Source organism: Mucilaginibacter angelicae, from assembly GCF_042434235.1.
GTDB lineage: Bacteria > Bacteroidota > Bacteroidia > Sphingobacteriales > Sphingobacteriaceae > Mucilaginibacter > Mucilaginibacter angelicae.
In genome coordinates, this window is the sequence record NZ_JBHLTS010000022.1 from 96545 (window position 1) to 121563 (window position 25019).

Genomic DNA, 25019 nt, shown 5'->3' on the forward strand with positions numbered 1-25019 from the left:
GTTACTTTTTATTTAAAACATGATCGGCCGCCAAAACAAGGAACAGGTAATCGGTAGTGCCGCCGCCCAAAACGTATTCGCCCTGCTGCCACAGGTAAGGCCAGTTCAATAGTTCAGGAAAATCGGGACGGATAAGCGCTGTACCCGATGTAATACCACCGGGGATATACGAGCGATCGGCCCGGTTAAAGCCGTAAGCCGTGGTCATTGACCTTGAACCTACGCCCGACACAAACGAAGCCGTGTTGGAGCCAGGATGGCAGCCCAGCACAAAATCAATAGCATGCAGCATATAGGTATCGCTGAAAACAGCGGGGAAACCGGTGTATAAAAAGTATTGCTTATACCCAAAATTCTGAATGCCCCAGCCTGCCCCCCAAATATTAGGCTCATACGGAACGCCATAAGGAGTTTTGGTTCCCTGTTGCTGAATTTGAGCATATAACTTTTTCACCGCTCCGGTTATTTTGTTATGATAGTTTGCATCGCTGATAAGCCCCATGGTACGGCCAACCAGCCAGCCGGTATTGTTAATATCAGCTGCTATACCATCGGTATTGTTTACCAGATAGTCGGCATAGGTTTTATCTTTTGTAGTAATAAACAGCTCAACGGCCAATGCTACCCGATGCGATAATTTTTGATCGGGCGTGTTTTTCCAAACCTCCTGTGCTATTTGCAGGCATTGAGTGGCAAGGGTATCATTATACCCCTTCATCACGCGGCTTGCAGCAGCCAGCGCGGCGGCAGTTTCCAATGAGCGACCGGGATTATCTTCTGTAAATACCCAGCGGTCATCGGCGGTAGCAGGAGTTTTCAGTACCGGATCGGTGTTTGCAGCGTTAGTTACAAAAGGTTTGTTATCGGTAATATTAGCGGCATCGCCCAAAATGGTGTACTGCCTTATGGTTGGCTCAATAACACCACGGTAAAAACGGCCCATGGCCTGGTAACCGCCGGTGATTGCCAGTAAACCATGTTCAACCTGTTGCAGCATATCCGGTTTGCCATCGGGCTGATGGATCTCAACAATGTGGTTCTTTTGATCGATAGTAGTATTATCATACTTTACATCAAATGCCTCGTAAGCCAATGTAAGTCCGTGAACCGTTTCGGCCTGCGATTCAACCCTCAAATCAAAATCGCCGGCATCATGCCAGGCGCCACGATCAAGGAAAGGCACATTATCGCCGGGCTTATATTTATTGAGTGTGCTATGCCCCTGAATATATCCGTCGAAATGATTGGAATCAATTGGTGCCATCCTTGCATCATCCATATGGCACAGCCCATGCCACACCCGGTATTTTTCGTTAACGCGCATGTGGCACATCTGAATGGGTAAAAAGTATGAAAGCGTTGGCTGCCATACATCATTTTTAAACACATCCGCATTGATCTGAAACGGTTCAGTTTGATAGCTGCCATATTTCACCACGTACATACCCGGCTTGGTAATCTTTGTAAAATCGAATTGCAGGTAATGGTACCTCAAAAAATCGCCCCAGTTGTTGGGCGTAGCTTTTAAAGCCGTTACCAGTCCGCCGTTTTCATCTACTCTTAACAGCAATACCGGTAACGCTTTTTTATCATTTTTATCCAGTTCAATAACCGCTATTTTTTGCTGCGCCGGGTGATAACCCACCTGCGATACCTGCACCACCGGCTCAGATTGCCAGCCATCCACAGCATTGGGGGTTACCAGCCATTCTATTGCATTTTTTGAAGCACCTTTAGCCACTAATGAGCGTACCACAAACCAGCCGTTATTGTGCTTAGCCCGGCCGTCAAGCAGTTGCAGGTTACCGCCCGAAAGATTTTGGATAGTCATAAGCTGCAGATCAGCTTCAGGCACAATGGTAAGCTTTTTGCCTTCGGCCATCGGCATTACCTGGGTTTCGCCTTCCTTGTCGGTATAGGTTTGTCCGTTGGCCTGCTGGGGGAAGATGCCGAACTGCTTATCCATATAATACGATTTGCCAAACAGGATGCCGGGGAACAGCTCCAGGTTAAAGCCTACCTTACCTACCCAGTTATCGGGCAGGGGCTTATCTAAATCAACTATAATTTTAAATGCTTTCCCCGCAGGCATTACCCTGATGTTATAAGCAAAGTTCAAATCGGGATAAATAATAGGATTAAAACCATGACGGTTCATATCCGGGTTAGGGAACTCCATGCGTACGCTCACTTCGCCGGTAGTTTTATTAACCACACGCTTGCCTACTTTAGGTATGGGCGACCACTGGCCCGGTGTAGGTTCCAGCCTGATATCGCCATTAGTGGCTACACGCTGCCCGTTTTGGATAATGCCTACACCGCCCTGGTGGCCTTCGGGATAAAAATCATGGGCAAGCATCACATTTACACCCTTATATTCAAGATATTCCTGCGCATTAAGCTTCATTAAATTAGCGGCAGGCTTAACCTGGGCATGCAAAAAGCGTGGTAATAAACAACAGGCAGCGATAAGCGCCAGGAAGGTAAATTTAGATCTCATCAGGATATGGTTAACCGGTAATATGCAATACGATATTTGCATGGCTAAAAATAACCCGGTAGTAAGGGCAGGGTATAATGATATATTAACCTTTTGTTGCCGATTTTATATGATAACAGGGATATTACATTGATGCTATTGTCATTAAAAACAAGCTCAATTAACTAATTACCAAATAATTAAAACTAAAAATACCCAACATCAGGTATTCATTTTATTCATTTATTAATTAAATTTGATTACCGATTAATACCTGCATGCCGAAAAAGGGATCAAAGAGTAGGCAACAATTCTTAAACCATGGCCTTATTGTTATTTTTTGCTGTAATAGCTTTACCGCTATTACTAAACCCCTATTTAAAAAAACAGCTTTTTAAATTATCGGCGGGTGCATTTATATTTATAATCCCCACATTGGTTTGCGCGCAAACAGCAGGCAGCGACAGTGCAAAAAAGACTTCCGGGAAGCCAGATTCTGTAGCTAAAACAACCATTCTTTCCGATTCGATATTAAATATCTCCAACCTCAGCGGACGGAAAGATTCGGCAAGACTTAATGAGATCATCGCTATCAGGATCAAAACTAAGCTCCCTATCGATTCGTTCAAAACCCTTTATGTTGATGATATTAAAGTAGGAGAAACAGCTTTTTGGAGCAGTAATGACCATGAAAAGATAGTATATTTCAAAATAGATGAATCGGTACAGAACCTGGCTGTTCAGTTTTTAGCCAGTAAATCCCTTGATAAGGCACGCATCCCGGTATATTTTTCGGCAGGTTCTTCAAGTGGTTACATAACCAAAGGATTAATAATAACACAACTGGAGGTTAAACAAAAGATAAGCAGGATTTGGGTATGGATAATGGCCGTTATAATGGCCGGCTTCCTGGCCATGGGTTTAAAGAACAACATTTTAAAAGACGACAGTAATTTGTATTACAGCCTGAGCCGTACACAACTTTTGTACTGGACTATCATTTTTTCTGCAACCTATTTATATATATGTAATGAAACCGGGGCTCTGCCTGATATTCCAGGTTCATTGCTGGCCATTTTGGGTATCAGCGCAGCAACTATGGCCACAGGTAAGCTTATTGAAAACGACCAGAAAACCAAAACCGAAATTGACCCTAAAGCGCATAGCGAAGGCTTTTTTCACGACATCCTGTCCGACCGGAGCAGCATCAATATCCAGCGCCTTCAAAATGTGCTGTTCAACATTTTATTCGGGTTGATCTTTATTCAAAAAACGGTATCCTCAAACCTGTTACCCGATTTCGACAACAACATTTTACTAATGATGGGTATCAGCGCGGGCACCTACGCCGGGTTAAAAGCCACCGAACCAACCAAAGACCAACCGACAGAACAACATGACTCGACCACCGTTGGGAACGAAAAGCCTAACGGAGATGACGGTAAAGGCGGCGGTAGTGATAAAACAAAATAAACAGTAACGGACTTCGTCGTCCCGAACTTGTTTCGGGACCCCACATGACACTCCGATTGTTTAGCATGTGTATTACTTAGAGCGTGAGATGTTGAAACAAGTTCAACATCTCACGCTTATTTTATTTACCCAAAAACTCATTAATAACCTTAAATTCTTTCTCCGGTTCTTCAACCTGCGGATTGTGACCCGATTTTTCAAAAATCACAAACTGCGCCTGCGGGCAGTACTCTTTGTATTTAACAGCCATCCATGGTACAGCCACCCGGTCAAAGCGGCCGGTTACTATGAGCACGGGCATTTTAAGATTTTTGAGTTGCTTTCGGTAATCAAAATTGCCGATATCGCTGCCTACGATAAAATCACCGTCTTTGCCTACCATTTGGTAGTAAACCTCGCTGTAGTGAGGGTTTGGATAATGACGGGTATTCACACCTATTTTGGGTTCAAACCGGGCCGGGTTATAGGCATACAAAAATCCGTAAGGCACTTCACTATAAATGGCCTGGTGTTCCTCATCACTTGATACGGCGCCTTCATTCCTGATCTTCATCAGCCTTTCCCAAACCTCGGGGTAATTGGTTTTTATTTCATGATTGGAGTTATCGTCGTTTTCCTGCCACATTACAAAGCTGTGAAAAGTATCGGCCAAAATAAGGTGACTTAAATGTGCCGGGTATTTAATGGCATAGCCCTGTGCAACCACCCCTCCGTACGAATGGCCTAATACGGTGATCTTATCCAGTTTTAAAGCCACACGCAAACCCTCAATATCATCAATGTCGCGTGCAAGGCTATATTCAGTAACATTCTTAGCCGAATCTGACTTACCCCTGCCCAATGCATCAAAATAAATTAACTGGTGATGATTATTGGCCAGCGAATCAAAACTACGCAAACCCAAATGTGTACCACCCGGTCCGCCGGCAATAAAGATGATTGGATCACCCTCTCCTACTGTAACTACCCATAATTTAGCACCATTTATAGTAACATATTTGCCGTCGGTCCAGCTGTCAACAGGTTTCACCTGGGCTTGCGCCAAAGTTGTGGTTAAGAATAATGTTATGATGATGTATAGTTGTTTCATGCTTTTTGTTTGTGCAACTAAAATAGAAATTTAATTAAGATTGGGGAATTATTGGCGATGAAGTAAGGGGACGCGCTTATTAAAAATTGTCATTTCGAAAGAGCAGCGATGGAATTGAGCCTTAGGGCGAAAGAGAAATCTTGTACATCTTGCATAGCGAACTGTACAGGTCGGCTTTTATGGCGTAGAAGATTTCTCCTCACCTCCAACACACATTTCCCACTACCAGTTCGTCGAAATGACATTTTTCTATTTACTTCCCAAAAAAACAGCGCCCCGGATCTCATCCCGGGGCGCTTCATAGTATAGAGCTATACTAATCAACTAAATCTCAATTTATCATTGAGAATCGGTTTGCTATTTCTTACAGAAGCTTTAATTCACTCTTCTGAAATCGATATTGGTCATCTTGATCCCGGTTGTACCAAGGGTTGAACCACCCGAACGGATCAATACATAAGCAGTACCTGTTGTTGGGAATGACACCACGTTACCAGTGCCCGCGCATGATAACGAGGATAACAATGCGTTAAAAGGTGATTTACCGCAACCATTCCAGGTATTGAGCGCTATACGCGTGCCGCCATCAGCATAATCGCTTGCTTCAGATGGTACCCCCTGGCCTACATAAACCTCAAACCAGCAATCGGTAGCGCCCGAGCCGGCCACGTTCATATCAATTTTATATTTCTTATTGGCCCTTACTTCAACGGCCTGAACAATGCCCTGCTGCCCCCAGTTACCGCCTGTTGCCAATACGCTGCCATCGGTATTTACCTTAAAGGTTACACCATCGCCGCGGTGATAAATTTGCCATTTGGTGTTATCTATCAAATTGGTTTTGGGAGTAATAGCGTCAATCAGGTCCTCAACGTTGAAATAAATAATAGCCTTACTCATATCGGCATTTACTTCCTGTTTTGACGAATTTGCAATTTTAATACCCAGGGCCGCTATTTTACCGCCATACTTGTTCAAACTGGCAATTTTTATTTTAGGGGTGATGCTACCCTTCATAATGTTGTTGTTCAGCATTACGGTATCTTTAGCATCAAGGGTATAATCGGCAGGGTCAAGCACTACAGTATTAGCCGGCAATGTGCCGGCGGTAACCAAGCCGGCAATGGCGCTGTTATCTGCGCTTACATCAACGGTTAGCGTTTCAAAATTTGACTCACCGCCGCGGTATACCGGGATAGAAAAATTCACTGTACTCGCTGTACTGTCAACCTTAAGGGAACTTCCAGCCATAACATCAACAAGGCCGTTGGGCTTTTCAGAATCGGGCAGGTATACCTTTACAGCAGGGTTTGACTTTACACCGTTCAGGTGCTCCTGTTTACAGCCCGCAACTCCCAGCAACAAACATGCTGCCGAAAGCTTTACTAATGATGCATTAATTTTCATGAAAATATTTTTTACATTATTAATTTAAATCATTTAACAGCCCATCGCCTTGTTCTAAGGGCGATAGGCTGCTTGTATTTACCAGCCCGGATTTTGTGTCCAGCCAGTTTTTGAAATTTCGGCCTGGGGTATAGGGTACCATTCCATTTTGGTAGTAAACACCCTGTCTTCCAGTTTTTTTACAGTATAAACACCGGCAGCGGTAATATCAATACGGTTTACCGGCTTGCTGAAATAGCTTACGCCTTTTTTCCACCTGCGTACATCCCAAAGGCGGTTGTTTTCAAAGCTTAGCTCAACATTACGTTCATGTTCAATAGCCTGTTGGTTTATTGTTGTTAAAGCAGGTACACCTGCACGCTGCCTTACCTTATTAATTGCCTGTAAGGCGCTCATTCCGAACCCCTGCGGATCTGCATTGGGCCCGTAAGCATTAAACATAGCCTCGGCATAACTAAGCAAAACATCTGCATACCTGAAATAGATCCATGCATGATTGGTGGTTGTATTGTTGATCAGATCTACAGACTGATTCATCCATTTTGACAGGTAGTAACCGGTTTTGGTAGCGTTTTGCTTAGGCAAACCGCTGTTACCACCAAAATAGGTTTGGATAGTAGTTGATTTGAACGATGCGCCGTTGTATACAACTGTTGCCCCAAAACGCGGGTCGCGGTTGGTGTAAGGTGCCGCCGCATGTGCCGGATTATTCCAATCAAACGGAACAGAACCTGTAACTGTGCCACCTGATTTTATAAGCACTTCAAAATCACTCACGAGGTTTTCGGTTGGGGTTAAGCTGTTTCCGTTACTATTTTGAAATACAATAGGAAAGTTATTGTACTCATAGGTATTTATAGCCCCGTAACGGCGATAAAAGATCACCTCGCCCGATGTGGTATTATTTGCACCAAACAGGTTGGAGTAACTGGCATCAAGCGAATAGCTGCCCGGCGCAATTACATCGTGGGCTGCTGCCGCTGCCTGAGCCCAGGTAGTGGTTGATCCGTTTGCAGTAAACAACGGGCTCGCGCCATAAAGCAAGGCCTTCGCTTTTAAAGTTTTGATAGCACCATTGGTAACCCGCCCTGCTTCATACCATGAATATGGTGAAAGGTTGGCCGGAATTATGGCTGCAGCCTTATCACACAATGAGGCGATGTACTTGATACATTCATCAACAGAATTGCGCTGTACGTTTTTCCAGGTACTGGGGTCATTATAATCAAGCGGTTGCTCAAAAATAGGGACACCACCATAGCGTTTTACCAATTCAAAATAAAAATAAGCCTTTAAAAACAAGGCCTCGCCTTCCATAAATTTAACGTTATTGCGGGCGTTATAGTAAGTGGTTGAATCGGTTGAAGTGATTTTATCTTTAATGTAATTGATATCAACCTTATCTTTATTTTTAAGATAGAGGTTTGCCTGGCGGATGCCGTCGAAATTAGCAGCCCAAACGTTATCGGGGTTGTTGTACTGGCTCCAGGTACCGTAATTGAAAGCCTGTACCGGTTCAACCGAGTTGGTAGCTTCCGCTTCGTCGGTGGCAGCATCAAGATCAAGGTTTAAAAACCCGTTGGGCAGGTAACTGTATGTGTTCCACATCTGCTGTTGCACATAGGTATAATTTGAGTACAACTTATCAGTGGTAATGTCGGCCTTAATGGTTTGCACCTCAAGGTAATCATGCTTACATGATGAGTAAAGCAGCGTACCCAGGGCCAGCATTGCTATTATATATCGATTTCTTTTCATTTCCTTGTAATCAAATAATTAATACTACAATTTCACTTTCATACCAAATGTCACTGCTTTTACCAAAGGATATCCCATCGAAAGACGCTCAGCTTCAAGGCCTTCTATCTTATCCCATGTAAACAGGTTTGTGCCATTCACAAAAATCCTTACAGCATCAAGCTTCCGTAAAAAGCCACGCTGAGGCAAGGTATAACCCAATTCAACACTGCGTAACTTCAGGAAATTACCATTGCGCATCCAGAAATCAGATTGCTGATCATTGTTAGGGTTTGCAAGAGTTGATAACCGGGGTGAAGTAGCAGTAGTGGCATTTTGAGGCGTCCAGCTATTTGCCGAAAACTCAGATATGTTATTGTTGAATACAAAAGGATGAGTATAAGTATAAGCACTGTTAAGCAAACTTACAGTACGGTTCATTACACCTTGCAGGTAAGCGTCAAAATCAAAACCCGCATATTTAAAACCAAGGTTAAAGCCTAAAGTAATTTCGGGCAGTACAGAATATTTAAGCGGTACCTTATCATAATCATTGATGATACCGTTACCATCCTGATCTTTAAATTTCAGATCGCCGGGTTTAACGTTGGTATATGATGATGAAACAACGCCTGATTTTAAGTTACCATTGGCATCAAAATCCGACTGCTGATAAAACCCTGTGTATACCAGCCCCTTCATTTGGCCAATAGGATATCCCTGGGTGTACAGGTAGCTATATGGCTGCGGGTCTTCTGAACGCTTAACTATTTTATTGCGGGCATATGCAATTGAACCACCTACATAATATTTGAATTTGTTGTCATTTTGCTCATATTTCAATGATGCTTCCAAACCTTTGTTATGTACCTCGCCGGTGTTGGCGTATTGCAGGTTAAAGCCGGTATAGTCAGGCACGCCTGCCGATGGTATTTCAAGAATGCCTGTGCGTTTTTCGGTAAATACATCTAATGTACCCGAAAGGTTTTTCCATAGGGTAAAGTCTAAGCCAATGTTAAGCGTTGTTTTCTTCTCCCATGCAAAATCAAGGTTGGCAAAAGGCCCCTCGGTTAAACCACCGTGAACTGTATTACCGGTACCGGTGATCCAACCCGGTGCGCCAACAGCGTATTGTTGGTATAAAAAGCGGTAAGCTTCATTGATATTACCCACAATACCGTATGATGCGCGAACCTTCAGAAAGTTAATGATTGAATTATCTTTCAGGAAATCTTCTTTCGATGCAATCCAGCCCAGGCCCAGAGCAGGAAACCAGCCGTAACGGTTGCCCGGTGCAAAATCGGCCGAACCACTATATGAACCAGAAAGATCAACAATATATTTTTTATCGTAATCATAAGTTACGTTACCCGCAATGCCTTGTGTACGTACCTGGTAAACTATACCATCATGCGTATAACCCTGCCTGCGGGCCTGGATCATGCCGGTAAAGGTTGATTTACCGAAAGTACGGTCATAGTCAAACCCCATCCTTACGGTTGTACGGTTCCAGTGTGCTCCGCCACCGTCACTGCTCGACTGACTGATCGGTGTTACCGGGGTTGAGCCGTAAATAGCATTGCCCTGAGCATCCTGGCCGGTAATTTCGTACGAGTTTACCGAAAATTGTTTTTGATAGATCCCCACATACTGGTTTGCAAAGGATACTTCGCCTTTAAGGTCGAGGCCTTTAGTTAGTCTATCCAGCTTTTGTACAAAGCTGAAATTGGTTTGCAGGTTACGGGTATGCGACTGATAAACGCCATTTTGCTGTAAAAGCTGGATCGGGTTAAACTTATACACCGAACTGTTACCCCAGGTACCGTTAGGGTTTTTAACAGGGAAAGCAGCAGCCGGGATTGCCATGATGTTATTGAACACCTGGTCGGCAGTGAAGCCCGATGGCGTATTCCTATCCTCAGTGATGCCGCTGATGTTGGCCGTTACCACCAGGTTTTTGTTAAGCTGCAACTCGATGTTTGCCCTTAAATTCAGCTTGGTGTATTTGGCATTGGTACCAAAATCCTTATCAATGATATCGGCATTTTTGTACAGGCCTTCAAAGTTGGTGTAGTTCATCAGCACAAAAAACCTGGCTGTGTTATTACCGCCGCGAAAGCCAAAGTTATAATCCTGGATAGCCGAAGTTTTTTTGAGCAGCTCATTATACCAGTTCACATTTGGGTGAAAGGGATCATTGGCAGCTTTATACAACTCAGGATTAGGATATTTGATCGGCAGGCCGTCGTTGGTGAGTGCGTTATTGTAGTTTGTGGTATAGCCATAAGCGTCCATTACCTTCGGCAAGTCGATAGGGCTCATTATACCGTATTTACCGTTTACAAACACCTGTGTTTTATTTAAAACAGCACCTTTTTTAGTCCGGATACTTAATACACCCGAACCACCTTCAAGCCCGTAAACCGCCAGCGCAGCCGCATCCTTCAGCAAGGTAACCGATTCAATTTCATAGGCCGAAAGACCGCTGATAGCGCCCATATCAACCTGGAAGCCATCAAGGTATATCAGCACCTGGTTACCCTGAAGGTTCCAGCTGCTTACCCCTCTCATGTAAAAAGTTGGGTTATCATACCCTGGCTCGCCCGATCCGGTAATTACAGTTAAACCGGGGATGCGGCCCTGAAGCGTGTTAAGCAGGTTACCCGAGGTCATGCGGGTCAGGTCTTCGCCCGAGAGGGTAAAAACTGCGCCTGTGTTACGCCATGATTTATCTATTCTTAAGCCGCCGTCGACAAAGTCTTTATATGAGCTTGCCTTTTTTATGGTGTCGGCCGGTGCCGTACCTGCGGTTTGGGCGTTAGCCGCCGAAAAACTGCAGAACGCAAGCATCCAGGCCAAAAAGTTTTTATAATCTTTTTTCATTGTTTCTCACTAATTGTTAATGTTTAAAAGCCTATTACCAACCTGGATTTTGTCCGTCCCAGCTACTGTTACCTAAATACCTTAAACTGATTTCGGTACTTGGGAATGGAACATAGTAGTATTTGGCAGGGAACACCCTTGTAACAAATGGAACTGTTGTCCATGTACGTTTTAACTGCCCGCCAACGTTCCTGGCAGTGGTTTGGATACCGTGTAACACCGTATTCAATACAGTTTTGGCTTTTAACCAGCGGTTCAGGTCGTTATAGCGATGGCCTTCATAAGCAAACTCAATAGTTTCCTCATTCTGTACCGCATCCCTGAACGCATCAATAGTGGCCGGGTTTTTATCAGGCATCCCGGCACGTTGCCTGATCTTGTTCAGATAAGTTGCCGCTTCGGCGCTTGGCCCCTGGTATTCGTTAAGCGCTTCGGCATAACCAAGGTAAAACTCCGCAAGGCGGAAAACCGGCCATGCAAAATGGTTATCGGTCATGTTATCAACCCTTGCAACAAATTTGTAGGTTTCGGTAGCGTAGCCATCTACACCGGCATCACTGCTGGCCAGGTTACCATCGGTACTGTAATCGCCTTTTTTGTAGTAAGCAAGGATACCGCGCTGGCTGCTGTAGTATTTACCATCATAAGCAATGGTTTGGTAAAAGCGTGGATCAAGGTCCCATGCCGCAACATCAACAGGTAAGTCGGCTCCGTTTGCCGGCATAGTCCATTTAGTGCCATCGTGTTTTTCATACTGTTGTATAAACTCAATAGGCACGTTATTTTTAACCCCCCATTGCGCCAAACGCAATTTTGACGAAAGATATTGGCCCCATGCAGAGCCATCGCCCCAGCCACCACCGGCACCCGGAACCTGGTTTGAGGTATTTACCAATATCAACTCCTGGTTGGCAAACACGTTCCATACCGATTCATAATCGCCCAGTGTAGCATAAGTTTCGCCTGTTGTTAACGGTTTACCGGTATTGTATAAAGAAACACCACCGGCAGCAGCGTTATCTAACACATCTTTAGCAGCTTTAGCAGCTTTGTTCCAGCGCTCTTTATCATAGCTGGCATAAGCTAATACAGTATCGCGGGTGTCATTAAACCTTGCGCCCGATGCATCGCCTTTCATGCCGGCAGGTGTATTATAAAGCGGGCTTGCGGCATATAGCAGGATCCTTGCTTTTAAAGCCATGGCTGCCAGCTTGGTAACGCGGCCAAAATCGGCACTTGGGCGGGTAGCAGGCAACATTGATGCAGCCTGATCGCACCATTTAACCACACTGTCAACAACCGATTGCACCGAACTGCGCGGGATAGCAATTTTCACAGTACCATCAAGCGGTTTGGTTACGATAGGCACGCCGCCATAGTACCTGAACAATTCATAATGCTGCATAGCCCGGCAAAACAATGCCTGGCCTTTAACATCAGTTTTCCATGCGTTATCGGCATCGGCTACTTTATCTATATTTTTCAACACCAGGTTAGCCTGCCTGATGCCTTTATAGTGCCAGTAAAAACCGGCGCCGTTATCCTGTCCAAAACCATAATCGCAGTTATTATCGGCACTCATATTACCGGTAATGTATGAACCTGTGTTAATGGTATTTGAAGCCCAGTCATAAGCCGGGTGGATGATATAAAGCTGGTCGGTAAGCGCTTCGGGACGGCAGCCATCGTAGGTTTCGGGAAAATATCCCCTTATACACAGCATGTACATCTGGGCCACCGCGTATTGTGCCTGGTTGCGGCTATCAAAAATGGTATCAACCGTTACCGCACCGCCTTTAGGCTTTTCAAGAAAAGTTTTTTTACAGCTTGTTGAAAGCATACCACCTATGAAACAAGCCACAAGCAGTAAAATAATATTTGTTCTTTTCATCATTGCTATATTTTATGATTAAAAATTAACATTAACGCCTACGTTATAGGTGCGGGTAAGCGGATAACCGATGTAACCTAAGTTTTCCGGATCGCCCCAGATTTTATTTGGCGACCATGTGTACAGGTTATATCCGTTGATATAAAAACGGGCCGAGCGGATCCCCACTTTTTTCAAAAGCTCGGGTTTAAGCGTGTAGCCTATTTCCGCATTTTTTAACCTTACAAAAGCTGTACTTTTCAAAAAGAAGGTATTATAGGCTGCATCCTGGTTATAAGCGGCAATAGGGAAATCAATACGCTCGCCATGATCATAACGATCCTGGGTGTAGCGGTTCAAATCCACATCAAACAATGATTGCTGTTTGTTGAAGTGAAGCTCCTGCATAGCATATTTAGCTACACCTGATTGTCCCTGAAACAAGGCCGAAAAATCAAATCCATGAAAGCTAAAGCCAAACGATACACCATAGCTTAAGGTTGGCAGGTCGGTTTTACCCGAACGCATATAGTCCTTTTCGTTAATGATACCATCGCCGTTAATATCCTTAAGCCTAACCTCACCCGGTTGTAAAGGCGCACCCGCATAACCAAGATCTTTTTGATATACCGGGTTACCGGCCGCGTTGTTATAAGGCTTACCATCTTTACCAACTGCCAGAACAGGCTGCGAAAGTATCGGGTTGCCGCTGCCATCAATTTTGTATAACTGCGACCATGAGGTGTAAAGCCCGTCGGCCTGTAAGTATGAACCCTGGTTAATAGGACGGCCTGTAGCTGCCTGGTACTCTAAACCCGGTGCAATGGCTTCATCTTTAAAAAGGATCTTATTGTGATTGGTTGAGGCGTTACCTTTTACCCACCAGGTAAATTTACCAGGGGCGCTGGTATAGCTTAATTCAATTTCATCACCCCAGTTCTTTACTTCGCCCAGGTTGTACGGAGGCAGGGTTGCCTGTACTATACCCGGTACGCTGCCTTTGTATGAAAGGATGTTTTTACGATGCTCGTTATAGTGATCATAAACAATGGAAAGACGATCGTTAAACAGGTGGGTTTCCAAACCGATGTTTGATTTGGTAGCCGTTTCCCAGGTTACGTCGGGGTTACCCAAAACGTTTTCACGGGCACCTTGTATGGTATTGCGGTCATTAAGGGTACCAAAAGTATAACCACCACCATTGTTATAACCTTGTGCATATTGCCAGGTATCAGGCAGGTACAGGTAACGGGCTGATGTTGTAGTGCCCGGAATATTGATACCATCATTACCTACTTTACCTAATGACCCGCGAATCTTTAAGTAAGTGATATAATCAGTTTTAGGAAAAAACGACTCATTGCTTGCAAGCCACCCCAATGAATAAGCAGGCAGGAAGCCGAACCTTTTACCTTCGGGGAAGTTCTCAGAACCGTTGTAGCCCATGTTATATTCGGCCAGGTAACGGTCGCCGTAGTTATAAGTTACCCTGCCCGATACACCTTCATATGCATGCGGAAGATCATATTGCAAGTTCGGGTCATATTTTTTCTCGGCATTGGCCAGGATCAAAGCGGTAACAGTGTGTTTTTTTGCAAATACACGGTTATAGTTGATGGAGAACTCGCCGTATGCCTTACGCCATTTATCGGTGTAAAAATCTGTCCAGCGGGCAGGCGCCACGTCGTTGGTTAATTGCACCAGGATAGGGTCGAGCTTATTGCCGTTAGGGTTTTGGCGCAAACCATACAATAACGGCGTGTATTTACCACCGGTACGGCTTTGGAAGTAACTATCATAAGCACCACGTGCATTTACCGATAAACCAGGTGTAAGATCGTCAAGTTTATAAGTTAATTTGATAGCCGAGTTTAAAGTACTGTTGGTTGTAATATTGTAGTTGTTGCTGTTGGCTATGGCATACAGCGGGTTAAGCTGATCATTCTGGTTGCTGAAAGGCACTACAAACTTGCCATTGATTATACCAGGCGAACCAAGCGGCGATGACCATAAAATCCTTTTTTCCCAGGTGTAGCCGTCGTTATCCATACCTGTGATGGTTACGTACTGGGTTGATACATCTACCGATACCCTAAAATCTGAATTCACATCAAAATCGAGATTTGAGCGCAGGTTATAACGTTTCTTTTTAAACTGCATCTCGTCAGAGAAAGGCATATAATCGGTATTAAACAAACCGCCCTGCGCCAGGTAACCTAATGAAACAAAGTATTTGGTTGCCTTGGTACCGCCGGTAATATTGGCATTAACCTGTGTTTGAGGGGCAAACTTATTGAAGATCTGTTTTTTCCAGTCCTGATCGGGGTGGCCATACGGATCATAATAAGGGTTTGGCTGCCCGTTAAGCGTTGGTGTATGCGCGTTTTGATAATATTTCAAATCCTCGGGCGAGTAATATATAGTTGCGTCCTTGATCCAGTTGGCGTCACGTTTGGTCACGAAATCATTCCAGGTATGCACATCGGCATCTTTTGAATGCTGTACCCAGTAACTTTCATAGCTCTGCTCATTTAACAGCGATGCGTACTGGTACGAGTTAACAAAGTTGGGCATGCTCGAAAACTGCGAAATAGCCGTTTGGAAGGTAGCGCTAACTTTAGGAGCACCTTCTTTACCACGTTTGGTAGTGATGAGGATAACACCATTTGCTCCACGCACACCGTACACTGCTGTAGCCGATGCGTCTTTCAGGATACTGATGGATTCAACTTCGTTAGGGTCGATATCGTCATAACTGTCGCGGGCAATACCGTCAACCATTACAAGCGGGGCTGTTTGACCAGTATAGGTACCAACACCACGCACATAAAGCGTAGCCCCGTCTGAACCGGGCTTACCGCTGGTTTGGGTTACCGTTAAGCCCGATAAGCGACCGGCCAGCGCATTACTCAGGTTAGCAACCGGCGACTGCACCAGGTCTTTGGTGCCAATTGAAGTAATAGCGCCGGTTACGGTTTCTTTCTTTTGTACGCCGTAAGCTACAACCACAACCTCGGTAAGGTCCTGCGGTGCATCCTCAAGCGTAATACTTATTTCTGAACGGCCGTTAAGGGCAACTTCCTTAGTCCTAAAACCAACAAAGGAAAATACAAGGGTAGCGTTAGCTTCCGTAACATTAATGGAATAATTACCATTTAAATCGGTTATGGCGGCCGCTGTTGAACCCTTTTGTTTAACAGTTACACCCGGTAAAGGCAAGCCCTTACTATCAACTACCTTACCGCTGATCTTTTTAGGAGCGTTACTCTCGGCCGATGTTTTTTTACGGATGAGAATCGTTTTGTTGTCGATGCTGTAAGTTAGCGACTGGTTACTTAAACACAGGTCCATGGCCTGGTTTATGGTAACATTTGTAAGATCAACAGTTACCGGTTTGGCCAGCTTCAGATCGTCAGAATTGTACAGGAAATCATAATTGGTTTGATTCCTGATCTCTTCAAAAACTTCTTTTAAAGTTGTTTGTTTAACCTTTAAAGTAACTTTCTGTGCATAAGTTGCGGCAGACACCTGTAAGAAGGTAACTGTTAGCAAAATAAGTGTTAGTTTCATAATAAGCACAGGTTTATATAGGCGCCCACGATGTTTGCCGCAAGTAAATGCAGTAAAATTTTTATACATTTGAATGTCAGTTTATTAATAAGTGGTTGTAATCGCTGCAATTAGTTTTTCTATCTGGCATTGCCATAACACGGCTTAGGCCAGGGGCGGTCCGAAACGCTCCTGGTTTTATTTTTTTATGCTGATAGATAATTGGTTGGGGATAATAGAGAATGTAGATTTATTGCATAACGGTGATCCTCCTTCCTGTAATTTTAAAATGCACATTGCTTATTTGTTCAAGATTTTTCAGCAGGTCTGTTATGCTTTTTGAGCGGGTAAACGTACCGCCAAAACGCTGGGTACCAAAATTGCCCTGGTATTCAACATCTGCATCGTACCAGCGGGATACTTTCTTCATGATATCCACTATATTATCATCATTAAACATGAAATAACCGTTTTTCCAGGCCATAGCTTCGTTGATATGTGCTTTTGAAACCGCAATAGCATCAGCAGTACTGCCTATCACTGCCTGCTGGCCCGGTTTTAACAAAGCCTGGCTGCCGTTTTTACTGATCTGTACCGAGCCTTCAAGCAACGTGGTGGTTAAATCATTATCATCGGCATAAGCCGAGATGTTGAAATGTGTACCCAGTACTTTTACCTGTACGTTGTTCATCTCTACATAAAAAGGCTTGTCTTTATTTTTCGCTACCTCAAAGTAAGCTTCGCCGGTAAGTTTTACGGTACGGCTGTTACCGGTAAATTCGGTTGGATAGCTTAATGATGATGATGAGTTTAACCATACCTGGGTTCCATCGGGCAGTACTACCTGGTACTGGCCTCCCGGCGGAATGGTGAGTGTGTTATATAAAACAGCGTTAACACCAGCATGAGTGGCGTTTGGCAGCACATCATAAACCAGTTTGCCATCGTTAACTTTATTTACCTGGCTTTTGCCCAGGTTGGCAAGTGCCCCGTTAGCTACACTATCCAGCACTATACTTTTGCCGGTTGCCAGTGTAAGGATGGCCTTATTGCTGCCCGGAACAATTTTGGCGGCGGTATTAGCGGCAACATTATTTTTAACCGCACCATTTTTTTGGCGCTGCACAAAGTAAAACCCTACCGATGCAAAAATTAAAACGGCAGCTGCAATTTTTACCCAGCCGGCGTATAATTTTAATATATTATTTTTACGGATAACAGGTACTGCCGGTACAACGTTATCATTAAACCGTGAATCGGCCTTAATATCAGCCAATACTTTCTGCGCGCGGGCATTATCAAACTCAGGGGCGCCATCAAGGTTCAGCATTTCCTCGTCAACAGTACTAAATACCTCGCCGGGATTATTGTTCAGGTAGCTGAGCAACTCATCACGGTCGGCATTGCTTATAGCATCGTTAAAATACTGTTCAAGTAAACTCCTGAGCCTTTCGTTATTCATGTTATTGGTTTATATACAAATTCCCCGGGAGGGGCATTTATGTATAGAACACATAACTTAAACCATAGGACTACCCGGGTGTGAAATATTTTTTTAAAAATTGTGATTTTCTTCTTTTACCGGCACGTTATCTCCGGTTATAATGGCACAGACATTTTTCCCGAACGATCATTATGTTCATTTCTTTGATAAAATTAAGCCAAGTGTGAAATCTAACTCTGTATCGATGCCTTTTAAAATATCATCCATTTTAGGGCTTACATCATAGTCCGGATAAACGCCTCTCCCTTTTGTAAAAGCAACAGCATTTGTTGTTTTTAGTAATGGTATCGCAATTCTTATTTTAGTATTGGGTAATACCAGTCTTGCCGATTGATGTGAAGTATTGCCCTCCATTGTTCCACCGCTTTCTTCTCCAATAAATATTGCCCTTTTATTACCTTTCAGAAAGTTGGCAACTACTGATGCCATAGATCCTGATGCGCCATTGATCAGTACATATAATTTCCCTTTGTAATGATTGATATCCGGTTGCTGTTCATCAAGGAGCGGCATATATTTGTTTTTAAGGCTATAGATTCCGGTATTGGTTTGATAGACCAACGAATCGGCAAAAAATGGCTCTTTGCCGTTTTCCAGATAATCAGCGACTGGAGCATACCCTACAAATTTCACTTCGACAGATTCAAAATGCTTATACGGCTTTGTCAAAAGATAGGTAAGCAATTTTTCACCCGTTCCATCGCCGCCTTCATTATTTCTCAGATCCAAAATTAAATTCTTTGTATGCCTTACATTTAATTCTTTAAAAACACTATCGTATAAGGTATAAAAGTCTTGTTTAAAACGTGCTCTGTGCCATTTAAGAAATGAAGAGATGCGTAAATAAGCAACATCTTTTTTAAGGTATCTAAATGCTAATGGCGCCTCTAATTTTGTTCTGCTATAGAAAAACTTTTTATACGATTTATAATCAAGACCGGCAATCGTTATCATTTTCTTTTTTGACTGGTCAGCAACGTCTATAAATTCTATGCGATAAGAATCTGTATCTTCTATAAAAATTGGATAATTCAGATCAAAAAGGTTTTCTTCTTCAGTCATACTATAATCTTCCAGGTGACGAATATTAAAGGTTTGAATGTACCCGTCAGAGGGGATGGCAGACAATAAAGTATTTAGAATTTCTTCAATGGGCCTTCCGTTAATTGAAATAATTTCAGATCCGACAGGCATAGTGCTATTGGATTGTGCCGTTGTGAGCACATAAAACCTTCGGTCAATAATTTTTAAAGAAAAAGGCAAATAATGATGCGTATTTTCTAATGACCGGTAATAGTCTTTAGATGGTGTTGCGATCAGGTGCTCATCGTTTACCCTGGCGCAGGAGGTGGCGATGAGTTTGTAAAAATCAGCCCCGGACTCTGGCTGATTTAATGATTTGAAATTATCATCTAAATATTTGCTCATGATTAAACTGTCTGTAAATCTGTAAAGACTTGGATAAGTAGTTTCCAAAGCTTTTCTGAATATGGAGTAATCCTCCTGTAATTGTTTGGGACTGTAGGTTAATTGTTCGTTTTGACAGTTGCCACAAAAAGTTTTTGCTAACAACAGGAGCGTCAGCATTATTTTTTTTATTGAATTCAGCATATGGTAAATTATTTTTCTCGATAGATCTGTTATGGTACTAAAACTCGGTTCAAAAAAATCGGTTACAGAAATTTTGAAAATTTTCGGCTTTTGTTGAATAGACGGCAATTTTTAAAAGACAACAAGAAAGATCACTGCTTAAAGGATAACTTAACCTCATCAGAAATTCTTCTGAAAACCTTTGCAGGATTCCGGAGAACGAGGTTCCGTATTCTTAAACACTTCTGCTTGAAACTGGAAAAGTTTTTTCAGCAAATGCAACTACCCGGCCCGGCTCGCGTCATTTAACAAAACCTAAGATTATGTTCAAGAACAATTTCAAGATCGCCTGGCGTAATCTCACCAGGAACAAGGCGTCGTCTTTCATCAACATCGGCGGCCTGGCCGTGGGTATGGCAGTAGCCATGATGATTGGTTTGTGGATTTGGGACGAACTGTCATTCAATAAATATCATCAAAACTACGACCGCATTGTAGCCGTGATGCAGAAAGAAAAGTTCCTCGGCAATATTACTGTAACTGACCATATGCCTTACCGGCTGCTTAATGAACTCAAAACCAATTACCATAATGATTTTAAGCAAGTAGTAATAGCAACTGAAACCCGCGATTACTATCTGTCACAGGGTGAAAATAAAATAGCGCAGACAGGGCAATACATAGAAGCCGCTGCGCCCGAAATGCTGACTTTGAAAATGTTCCGCGGCTCATGGGCTGCCTTAAATGATCCCCGTTCGGTTCTGCTTTCAGCGTCTGCAGCAAAAAAACTTTTCGGCAATACCGACCCCATGGATAAAACAGTGAAAGTGAGCGACACCTGGGATGTACATACTACCACTGATGTGAAAGTGACGGGGATATATGAAGACCTCCCGCAAAACGTTCAATTTCACGATGTGCAGTTTTTTATGCCATGGGAGCTTTATGCAGCTGCTGATGCGCGCCTAAGCACAATGGCCTGGGACGATCATCGTTTTTTGATCTATGGTGAGATCTGGCCGGGTGCTGATTTAAATAAAGTATCGGCTACTGTTAAAAATGCTGAACTTAACGTGATCAGGCACATGGACAATATGAGGCATGAGGTGGCAGCAAACCCCGAAATATTACTAAACCCGATGAAGAACTGGCATCTCTATTCAAACTTTAAGGATGGTGTTGCCGATAAAGGGCCTATCCGGTTTGTGTGGATAGTTGGCACTATTGGTGGATTTGTATTGTTATTGGCCTGTATCAATTTTATGAATTTTAGTACCGCGCGCTCCGAAAGAAGAGCAACCGAGGTAGGCATACGTAAAGCCATAGGCTCGGCCAGGGTACAACTCATCGGCCAGTTTTTTAGTGAATCACTACTGGTGGCACTTTTGGCATTTATAATAGCGTTATTGTTTGCCATACTTGCTTTGCCAATGTTAAATGATCTGTCGGCAAAGCAGATCTCCCTACCCTACGCCAATATATGGTTTTGGCTTTCTTGTATCAGTTTTATCATATTTACTGGTTTGCTTTCCGGAATTTACCCGGCTTTATACCTGTCTTCATTCCAGCCCGTAAAAGTTTTAAAAGAGGCATTTCGGGCAGGCCGAATGGCGTCACTTCCGCGCAAAGTATTAGTAGTGATGCAATTCACGGTTTCTATTGTATTAATCATTTGTACCATCATTATATATAACCAGCTGATCTTTGGCAAAGACCGGCCCGTTGGTTACACCCGTGATGGCTTGATTATAGTACCGATGCAGTCAATTGACTATCAGGGGAAACAGGAAGTTCTCCGCAACGAACTGAAGGCAACCGGCTTTGTGGCCGAAGTAGCTGAATCAGAAAGCCCGGTTACAGGGGTGTCCTCAAACAATGACGGTTTTAACTGGCGAGGCAGGGACCCCGGTATACAAGAAAAATTTGGGACGTTAACCGTGACAGCCGAATATGGAAAAACAATTGGCTGGCAATTTAAGGATGGCCGCGATTTTTACGCCGGGTCTGCCGCAGATTCATCCGGTTTCGTAATCAATGAGGCTGCCGCAAAGTACATGGGCTTCAAAAACCCGGTAGGTGAAAGCATCCACTGGAAAAGCAAGTGGAACAATGTCGATAAGGATTACAGGATTATCGGCGTAATAAAAAACATGGTGATGGAATCGCCTTACGATGCGATAAGGCCCGTTGTTTTCCGCCTGGGAGGTAACCCCAACTGGATTTTTATCAGGATAAATCCGCAGGCAAGTGTTAGTAGGGCATTGCCCAAAATAGCCGGCGTTTTCAAAAAGATCGTTCCTTCCGTTCCTTTTACATATAATTTCGCGGATGAAGAATATGCCAAAAAATTTACAGCCGAAGAGCACATCGGCAAACTGACAAAATTCTTCTCCTGCCTTGCCATTTTTATCAGCTGCCTCGGGCTGTTCGGCATGGCAATGTTCATGGCCGAGCAACGCACTAAAGAAATCGGCCTGCGTAAGGTATTAGGTGCAACTGTATTCACGCTATGGCGGTTGTTATCAAAAGATTTTGTGGTGCTGGTAATTATTTCGCTCGTCATAGCAACACCAATGGCCTGGTATTTTATGTCGAAATGGTTGCAAAATTATCAATATCGCACACCGATAGCCTGGTGGGTATTCGTATTTACAGGGATAGGTGCTGTTTTGATCACCTTACTCACAGTAAGCTATCAAACTATTAAAGCCGCGCTGGCAAACCCGGTAAAGAGTTTGCGGAGTGAGTGATTCGTGGTAGAAAAAGTCGGGAGGTCATCAGATCCCCACCTTATCGTAACCATACACCGGAGATAAGCATGCCTTTTAACGTACCTGATTACTTCCCCAACTTTGACGATATGTATTACGCTAATTGTAATCAATAAACTTACTGATCAAAAATGCACGGTTACTGTTCACTTTTGATACAACAGCCCAAAGCCAACACACAACAAACACCTAATAACCAACAACATACACATTTGGCATTATATTTACGAATAGCTTCGTATCTATTAAATCGCCCGGTTATGATCAGAAATTATCTCAAAACTGCCTTGCGCAATCTCGTGAACAATAAAGTTTACAGCGCTTTGAATATCATCGGCTTAGCGACAGGGATGGCAGTAGCCATGCTCATCGGCCTATGGATTTATGCCCAGGTTTCCTACGACCGCTTTTTGCCCGGCTACCAGCAGGCCTACAAAGTAAGGTTTAATGTGAATAACAATGGCGAGATCAACACGGTTGGCTCTACCAACTTACCGTTGACCGACGCGTTGAAAAAAGACTTTCCGGAGATTAAATATGTGGCTCAAACAGATTGGATGGGTTCACATCCGCTTACTGTGGGCGATAAAAGAATAAACGTTAACGGGGCAATGGCAGGCAGCGATTTCCTGAAAATTTTTCAATTCCCGCTCATCAAGGGCAATATAGATGCCGTATTAAGTGACCCATATTCCATCGTGCTGTCACAAACCGCTGCAACGGCATTATTTGGTAGGGCTGAAGCAATAGGAAAAATGGTAAAAATTGATAATTTTCATGATTTGCGGGTTACCGGTATCCTGAAAGATGTACCGGCCAACTCTACATTTCAGTTCAGCTTTATTGTACCTTTCACCTACTATGCCATTACGGATAGCGAGGTAAAACAATCCCTTACCAATTGGGACAATAATTCATTCCAAACCTTTGTTGCTTTGCAATCTAACGCATCTTATGCTGAACTGGCCCCCAAAATAAAAGGGACAATGGTTAGGCATAGCCCTAAATATTACGCGCAAACCAAGGCTGAACTGTTCCTTGAACCTTTGAAAGACTGGCATTTATTTTCAGAGTATAGGAATGGCGTTGTCTCAGGCGGTTTAATAGATTATGTGAGAATGTTTACACTCATCGGCATCCTGATCCTGGTTATCGCGTGTATCAATTTTACCAATCTTGCTACCGCGCGATCAGAGAAAAGGGCGCGAGAAGTAGGTGTACGTAAGGCTATCGGATCCAGCCGTAAAAACCTCATCTTCCAGTTCCTGATCGAATCCATGACTTTAACCTTCTTAGCCTTTTTAGTATCGCTGCTATTTGTTACGGTAGCTTTACCGGCTTTTAATAACCTTACCCATACACAGATCAGTATTCCTTTTACCAATGGCACTTTTTGGCTGCTTATGATAGGTTTTGTTGTGTTTACTGGTCTGCTTTCGGGAGGAAGACCTGCATTTTACCTGTCGTCCTTTAACCCGGTAAAAGTTTTAAAGGGAAGTTTGCAAACAGGCAAAGCAGGTAACCTTCCGCGGGAGATCCTCGTGGTATTGCAATTCACCTGCTCCATTGCACTCATTATTAGCACCCTAATCATTTATCAGCAGATAGATCATGCTAAAGAAAGGCCAGTAGGCTACGATGCAAATCGTTTAGTGATGACCGACGCCACCGGCGACCTGACGCGCAATTATGAGGCTTTTAAAAACGAAATGCTGGCCACCGGCGTTGTGAGCAGCGTTACCAAATCTTCAAGTCCTGTTACCGATATTTGGGCCAACAATAGCGTAACGGATTGGTCGGGCAGGTTACCCGGCGAAACATTGAGCCTTGCTATCATTGGTGTATCTGATGCAGATTACTTTAAAACGCTGGGTATGAAAATGGAAAGCGGGCGTAATTTCACCGGCAATCTCGGAGCTGATTCCCTGAGCGTGGTACTCAATGAAGCTGCTGTTAAGCGCATGCGGTATAAAGACCCCATTAACCAGGTGATCACCTGGCACACTGTGGAGCAAAAGGCCACCGTGATCGGCGTGGTTAAGGATGCTTTGATGGCCTCGCCGTTTTCAAACTCGGTACCTACAATATTTATTTACCAGCCAAGCTGGTCAAGCGTAGTAACATACCGGTTGTCGCCAACGGTAAATACACGGGCAGCATTAGCTAAACTCGCCCCGGTATTCAGTCGTTATAATCCCACTATTCCTTTCCAGTATCGTTTTGTGGACGAAAGCTATGCATCAAAATTCGACTTTGAATCACTGATCGGGAAGCTGGCCGGTTTATTTGCCTCCCTCGCCATCATGATTTCCTGTATAGGGTTGTTTGGATTAGCTGCGTACATGGCCGAAAAACGAACTAAAGAAATTGGCATACGGAAAGTATTGGGTGCTACTGTGCCCCAGGTTTGGATGTTATTGTCGAAGGAGTTTATGATCCTCGTGATCATCAGCTGCCTGATCGCCAGCCCGGTTTCGTATTACTACCTCCATACGTGGCTACTAAAATATCAATACCGGATCAGCATAGGGCCGGGCGTGTTTATCCTGGCTGGAGCTGGGTCTATTATCCTAACTTTGCTCACCATCAGTTTCCAGGCTATAAAGGCAGCGCTAATGAACCCGGTAAAAAGCTTGAGGACGGAATAATCTGAATGATAAAATTTC

The 25019-nt window shown here is 43.7% G+C and carries 12 protein-coding genes; 3 read left to right on the forward strand and 9 right to left on the reverse strand.

What is annotated here, in order from left to right; translation table 11 throughout:
• Position 1: 1 nt before the first annotated feature.
• Positions 2 to 2500 (reverse strand): glycoside hydrolase family 9 protein, encoded by a 2499-nt coding sequence (locus ACFFGT_RS12740; RefSeq protein WP_377022920.1) that lies wholly within the window; start codon positions 2498 to 2500, stop codon positions 2 to 4.
• 300 nt (positions 2501 to 2800) lie between these two features.
• Here ACFFGT_RS12740 and ACFFGT_RS12745 point away from each other — a divergent pair, with 300 nt between their 5' ends.
• Positions 2801 to 3952 (forward strand): hypothetical protein, encoded by a 1152-nt coding sequence (locus ACFFGT_RS12745; protein WP_377022921.1) that lies wholly within the window; start codon positions 2801 to 2803, stop codon positions 3950 to 3952.
• Between the two features lie 121 nt (positions 3953 to 4073).
• Here ACFFGT_RS12745 and ACFFGT_RS12750 read toward each other — a convergent pair whose 3' ends face one another.
• The 8 genes from ACFFGT_RS12750 to ACFFGT_RS12785 all read right to left on the reverse strand — a co-directional run bounded on the left by ACFFGT_RS12750 (position 4074) and on the right by ACFFGT_RS12785 (position 19603).
• Positions 4074 to 5042 (reverse strand): alpha/beta fold hydrolase, encoded by a 969-nt coding sequence (locus ACFFGT_RS12750; RefSeq protein ID WP_377022922.1) that lies wholly within the window; start codon positions 5040 to 5042, stop codon positions 4074 to 4076.
• A 375-nt stretch (positions 5043 to 5417) separates the two neighbouring features.
• Positions 5418 to 6449, reverse strand: coding sequence for a DUF1735 domain-containing protein (locus ACFFGT_RS12755; protein ID WP_377022923.1), 1032 nt, complete (start codon positions 6447 to 6449; stop codon positions 5418 to 5420).
• Between the two features lie 78 nt (positions 6450 to 6527).
• Positions 6528 to 8207 (reverse strand): RagB/SusD family nutrient uptake outer membrane protein, encoded by a 1680-nt coding sequence (locus tag ACFFGT_RS12760; RefSeq protein WP_377022924.1) that lies wholly within the window; start codon positions 8205 to 8207, stop codon positions 6528 to 6530.
• A 24-nt stretch (positions 8208 to 8231) separates the two neighbouring features.
• Entirely contained in the window at positions 8232 to 11069 is a 2838-nt protein-coding gene (locus ACFFGT_RS12765; RefSeq protein WP_377022925.1) for a SusC/RagA family TonB-linked outer membrane protein, read from the reverse strand.
• A gap of 34 nt (positions 11070 to 11103) precedes the next feature.
• A complete protein-coding gene (locus ACFFGT_RS12770) occupies positions 11104 to 12963 on the reverse strand; it encodes a RagB/SusD family nutrient uptake outer membrane protein (protein ID WP_377022926.1) in 1860 nt (619 codons plus the stop codon).
• Positions 12964 to 12978: 15 nt separating this feature from the next.
• Complete coding sequence (locus ACFFGT_RS12775; protein WP_377022927.1) at positions 12979 to 16509, reverse strand: TonB-dependent receptor; 3531 nt, start codon at positions 16507 to 16509, stop codon at positions 12979 to 12981.
• Between the two features lie 229 nt (positions 16510 to 16738).
• A complete protein-coding gene (locus ACFFGT_RS12780; protein WP_377022928.1) occupies positions 16739 to 17950 on the reverse strand; it encodes a FecR family protein in 1212 nt (403 codons plus the stop codon).
• Positions 17951 to 18127: 177 nt separating this feature from the next.
• Positions 18128 to 19603 (reverse strand): S41 family peptidase, encoded by a 1476-nt coding sequence (locus ACFFGT_RS12785; protein WP_377022929.1) that lies wholly within the window; start codon positions 19601 to 19603, stop codon positions 18128 to 18130.
• Between the two features lie 302 nt (positions 19604 to 19905).
• On the opposite strand from ACFFGT_RS12785, the gene ACFFGT_RS12790 reads away from it, so the two are divergent.
• Both ACFFGT_RS12790 and ACFFGT_RS12795 read left to right on the forward strand, forming a co-directional pair.
• Positions 19906 to 22332, forward strand: coding sequence for an ABC transporter permease (locus ACFFGT_RS12790; RefSeq protein WP_377022930.1), 2427 nt, complete (start codon positions 19906 to 19908; stop codon positions 22330 to 22332).
• A 281-nt stretch (positions 22333 to 22613) separates the two neighbouring features.
• Positions 22614 to 25001 carry an ABC transporter permease gene (locus tag ACFFGT_RS12795; protein ID WP_377022931.1) on the forward strand — a complete coding sequence of 796 codons (2388 nt, stop codon included), beginning with the start codon at positions 22614 to 22616 and terminating at the stop codon, positions 24999 to 25001.
• Positions 25002 to 25019: the final 18 nt, after the last annotated feature.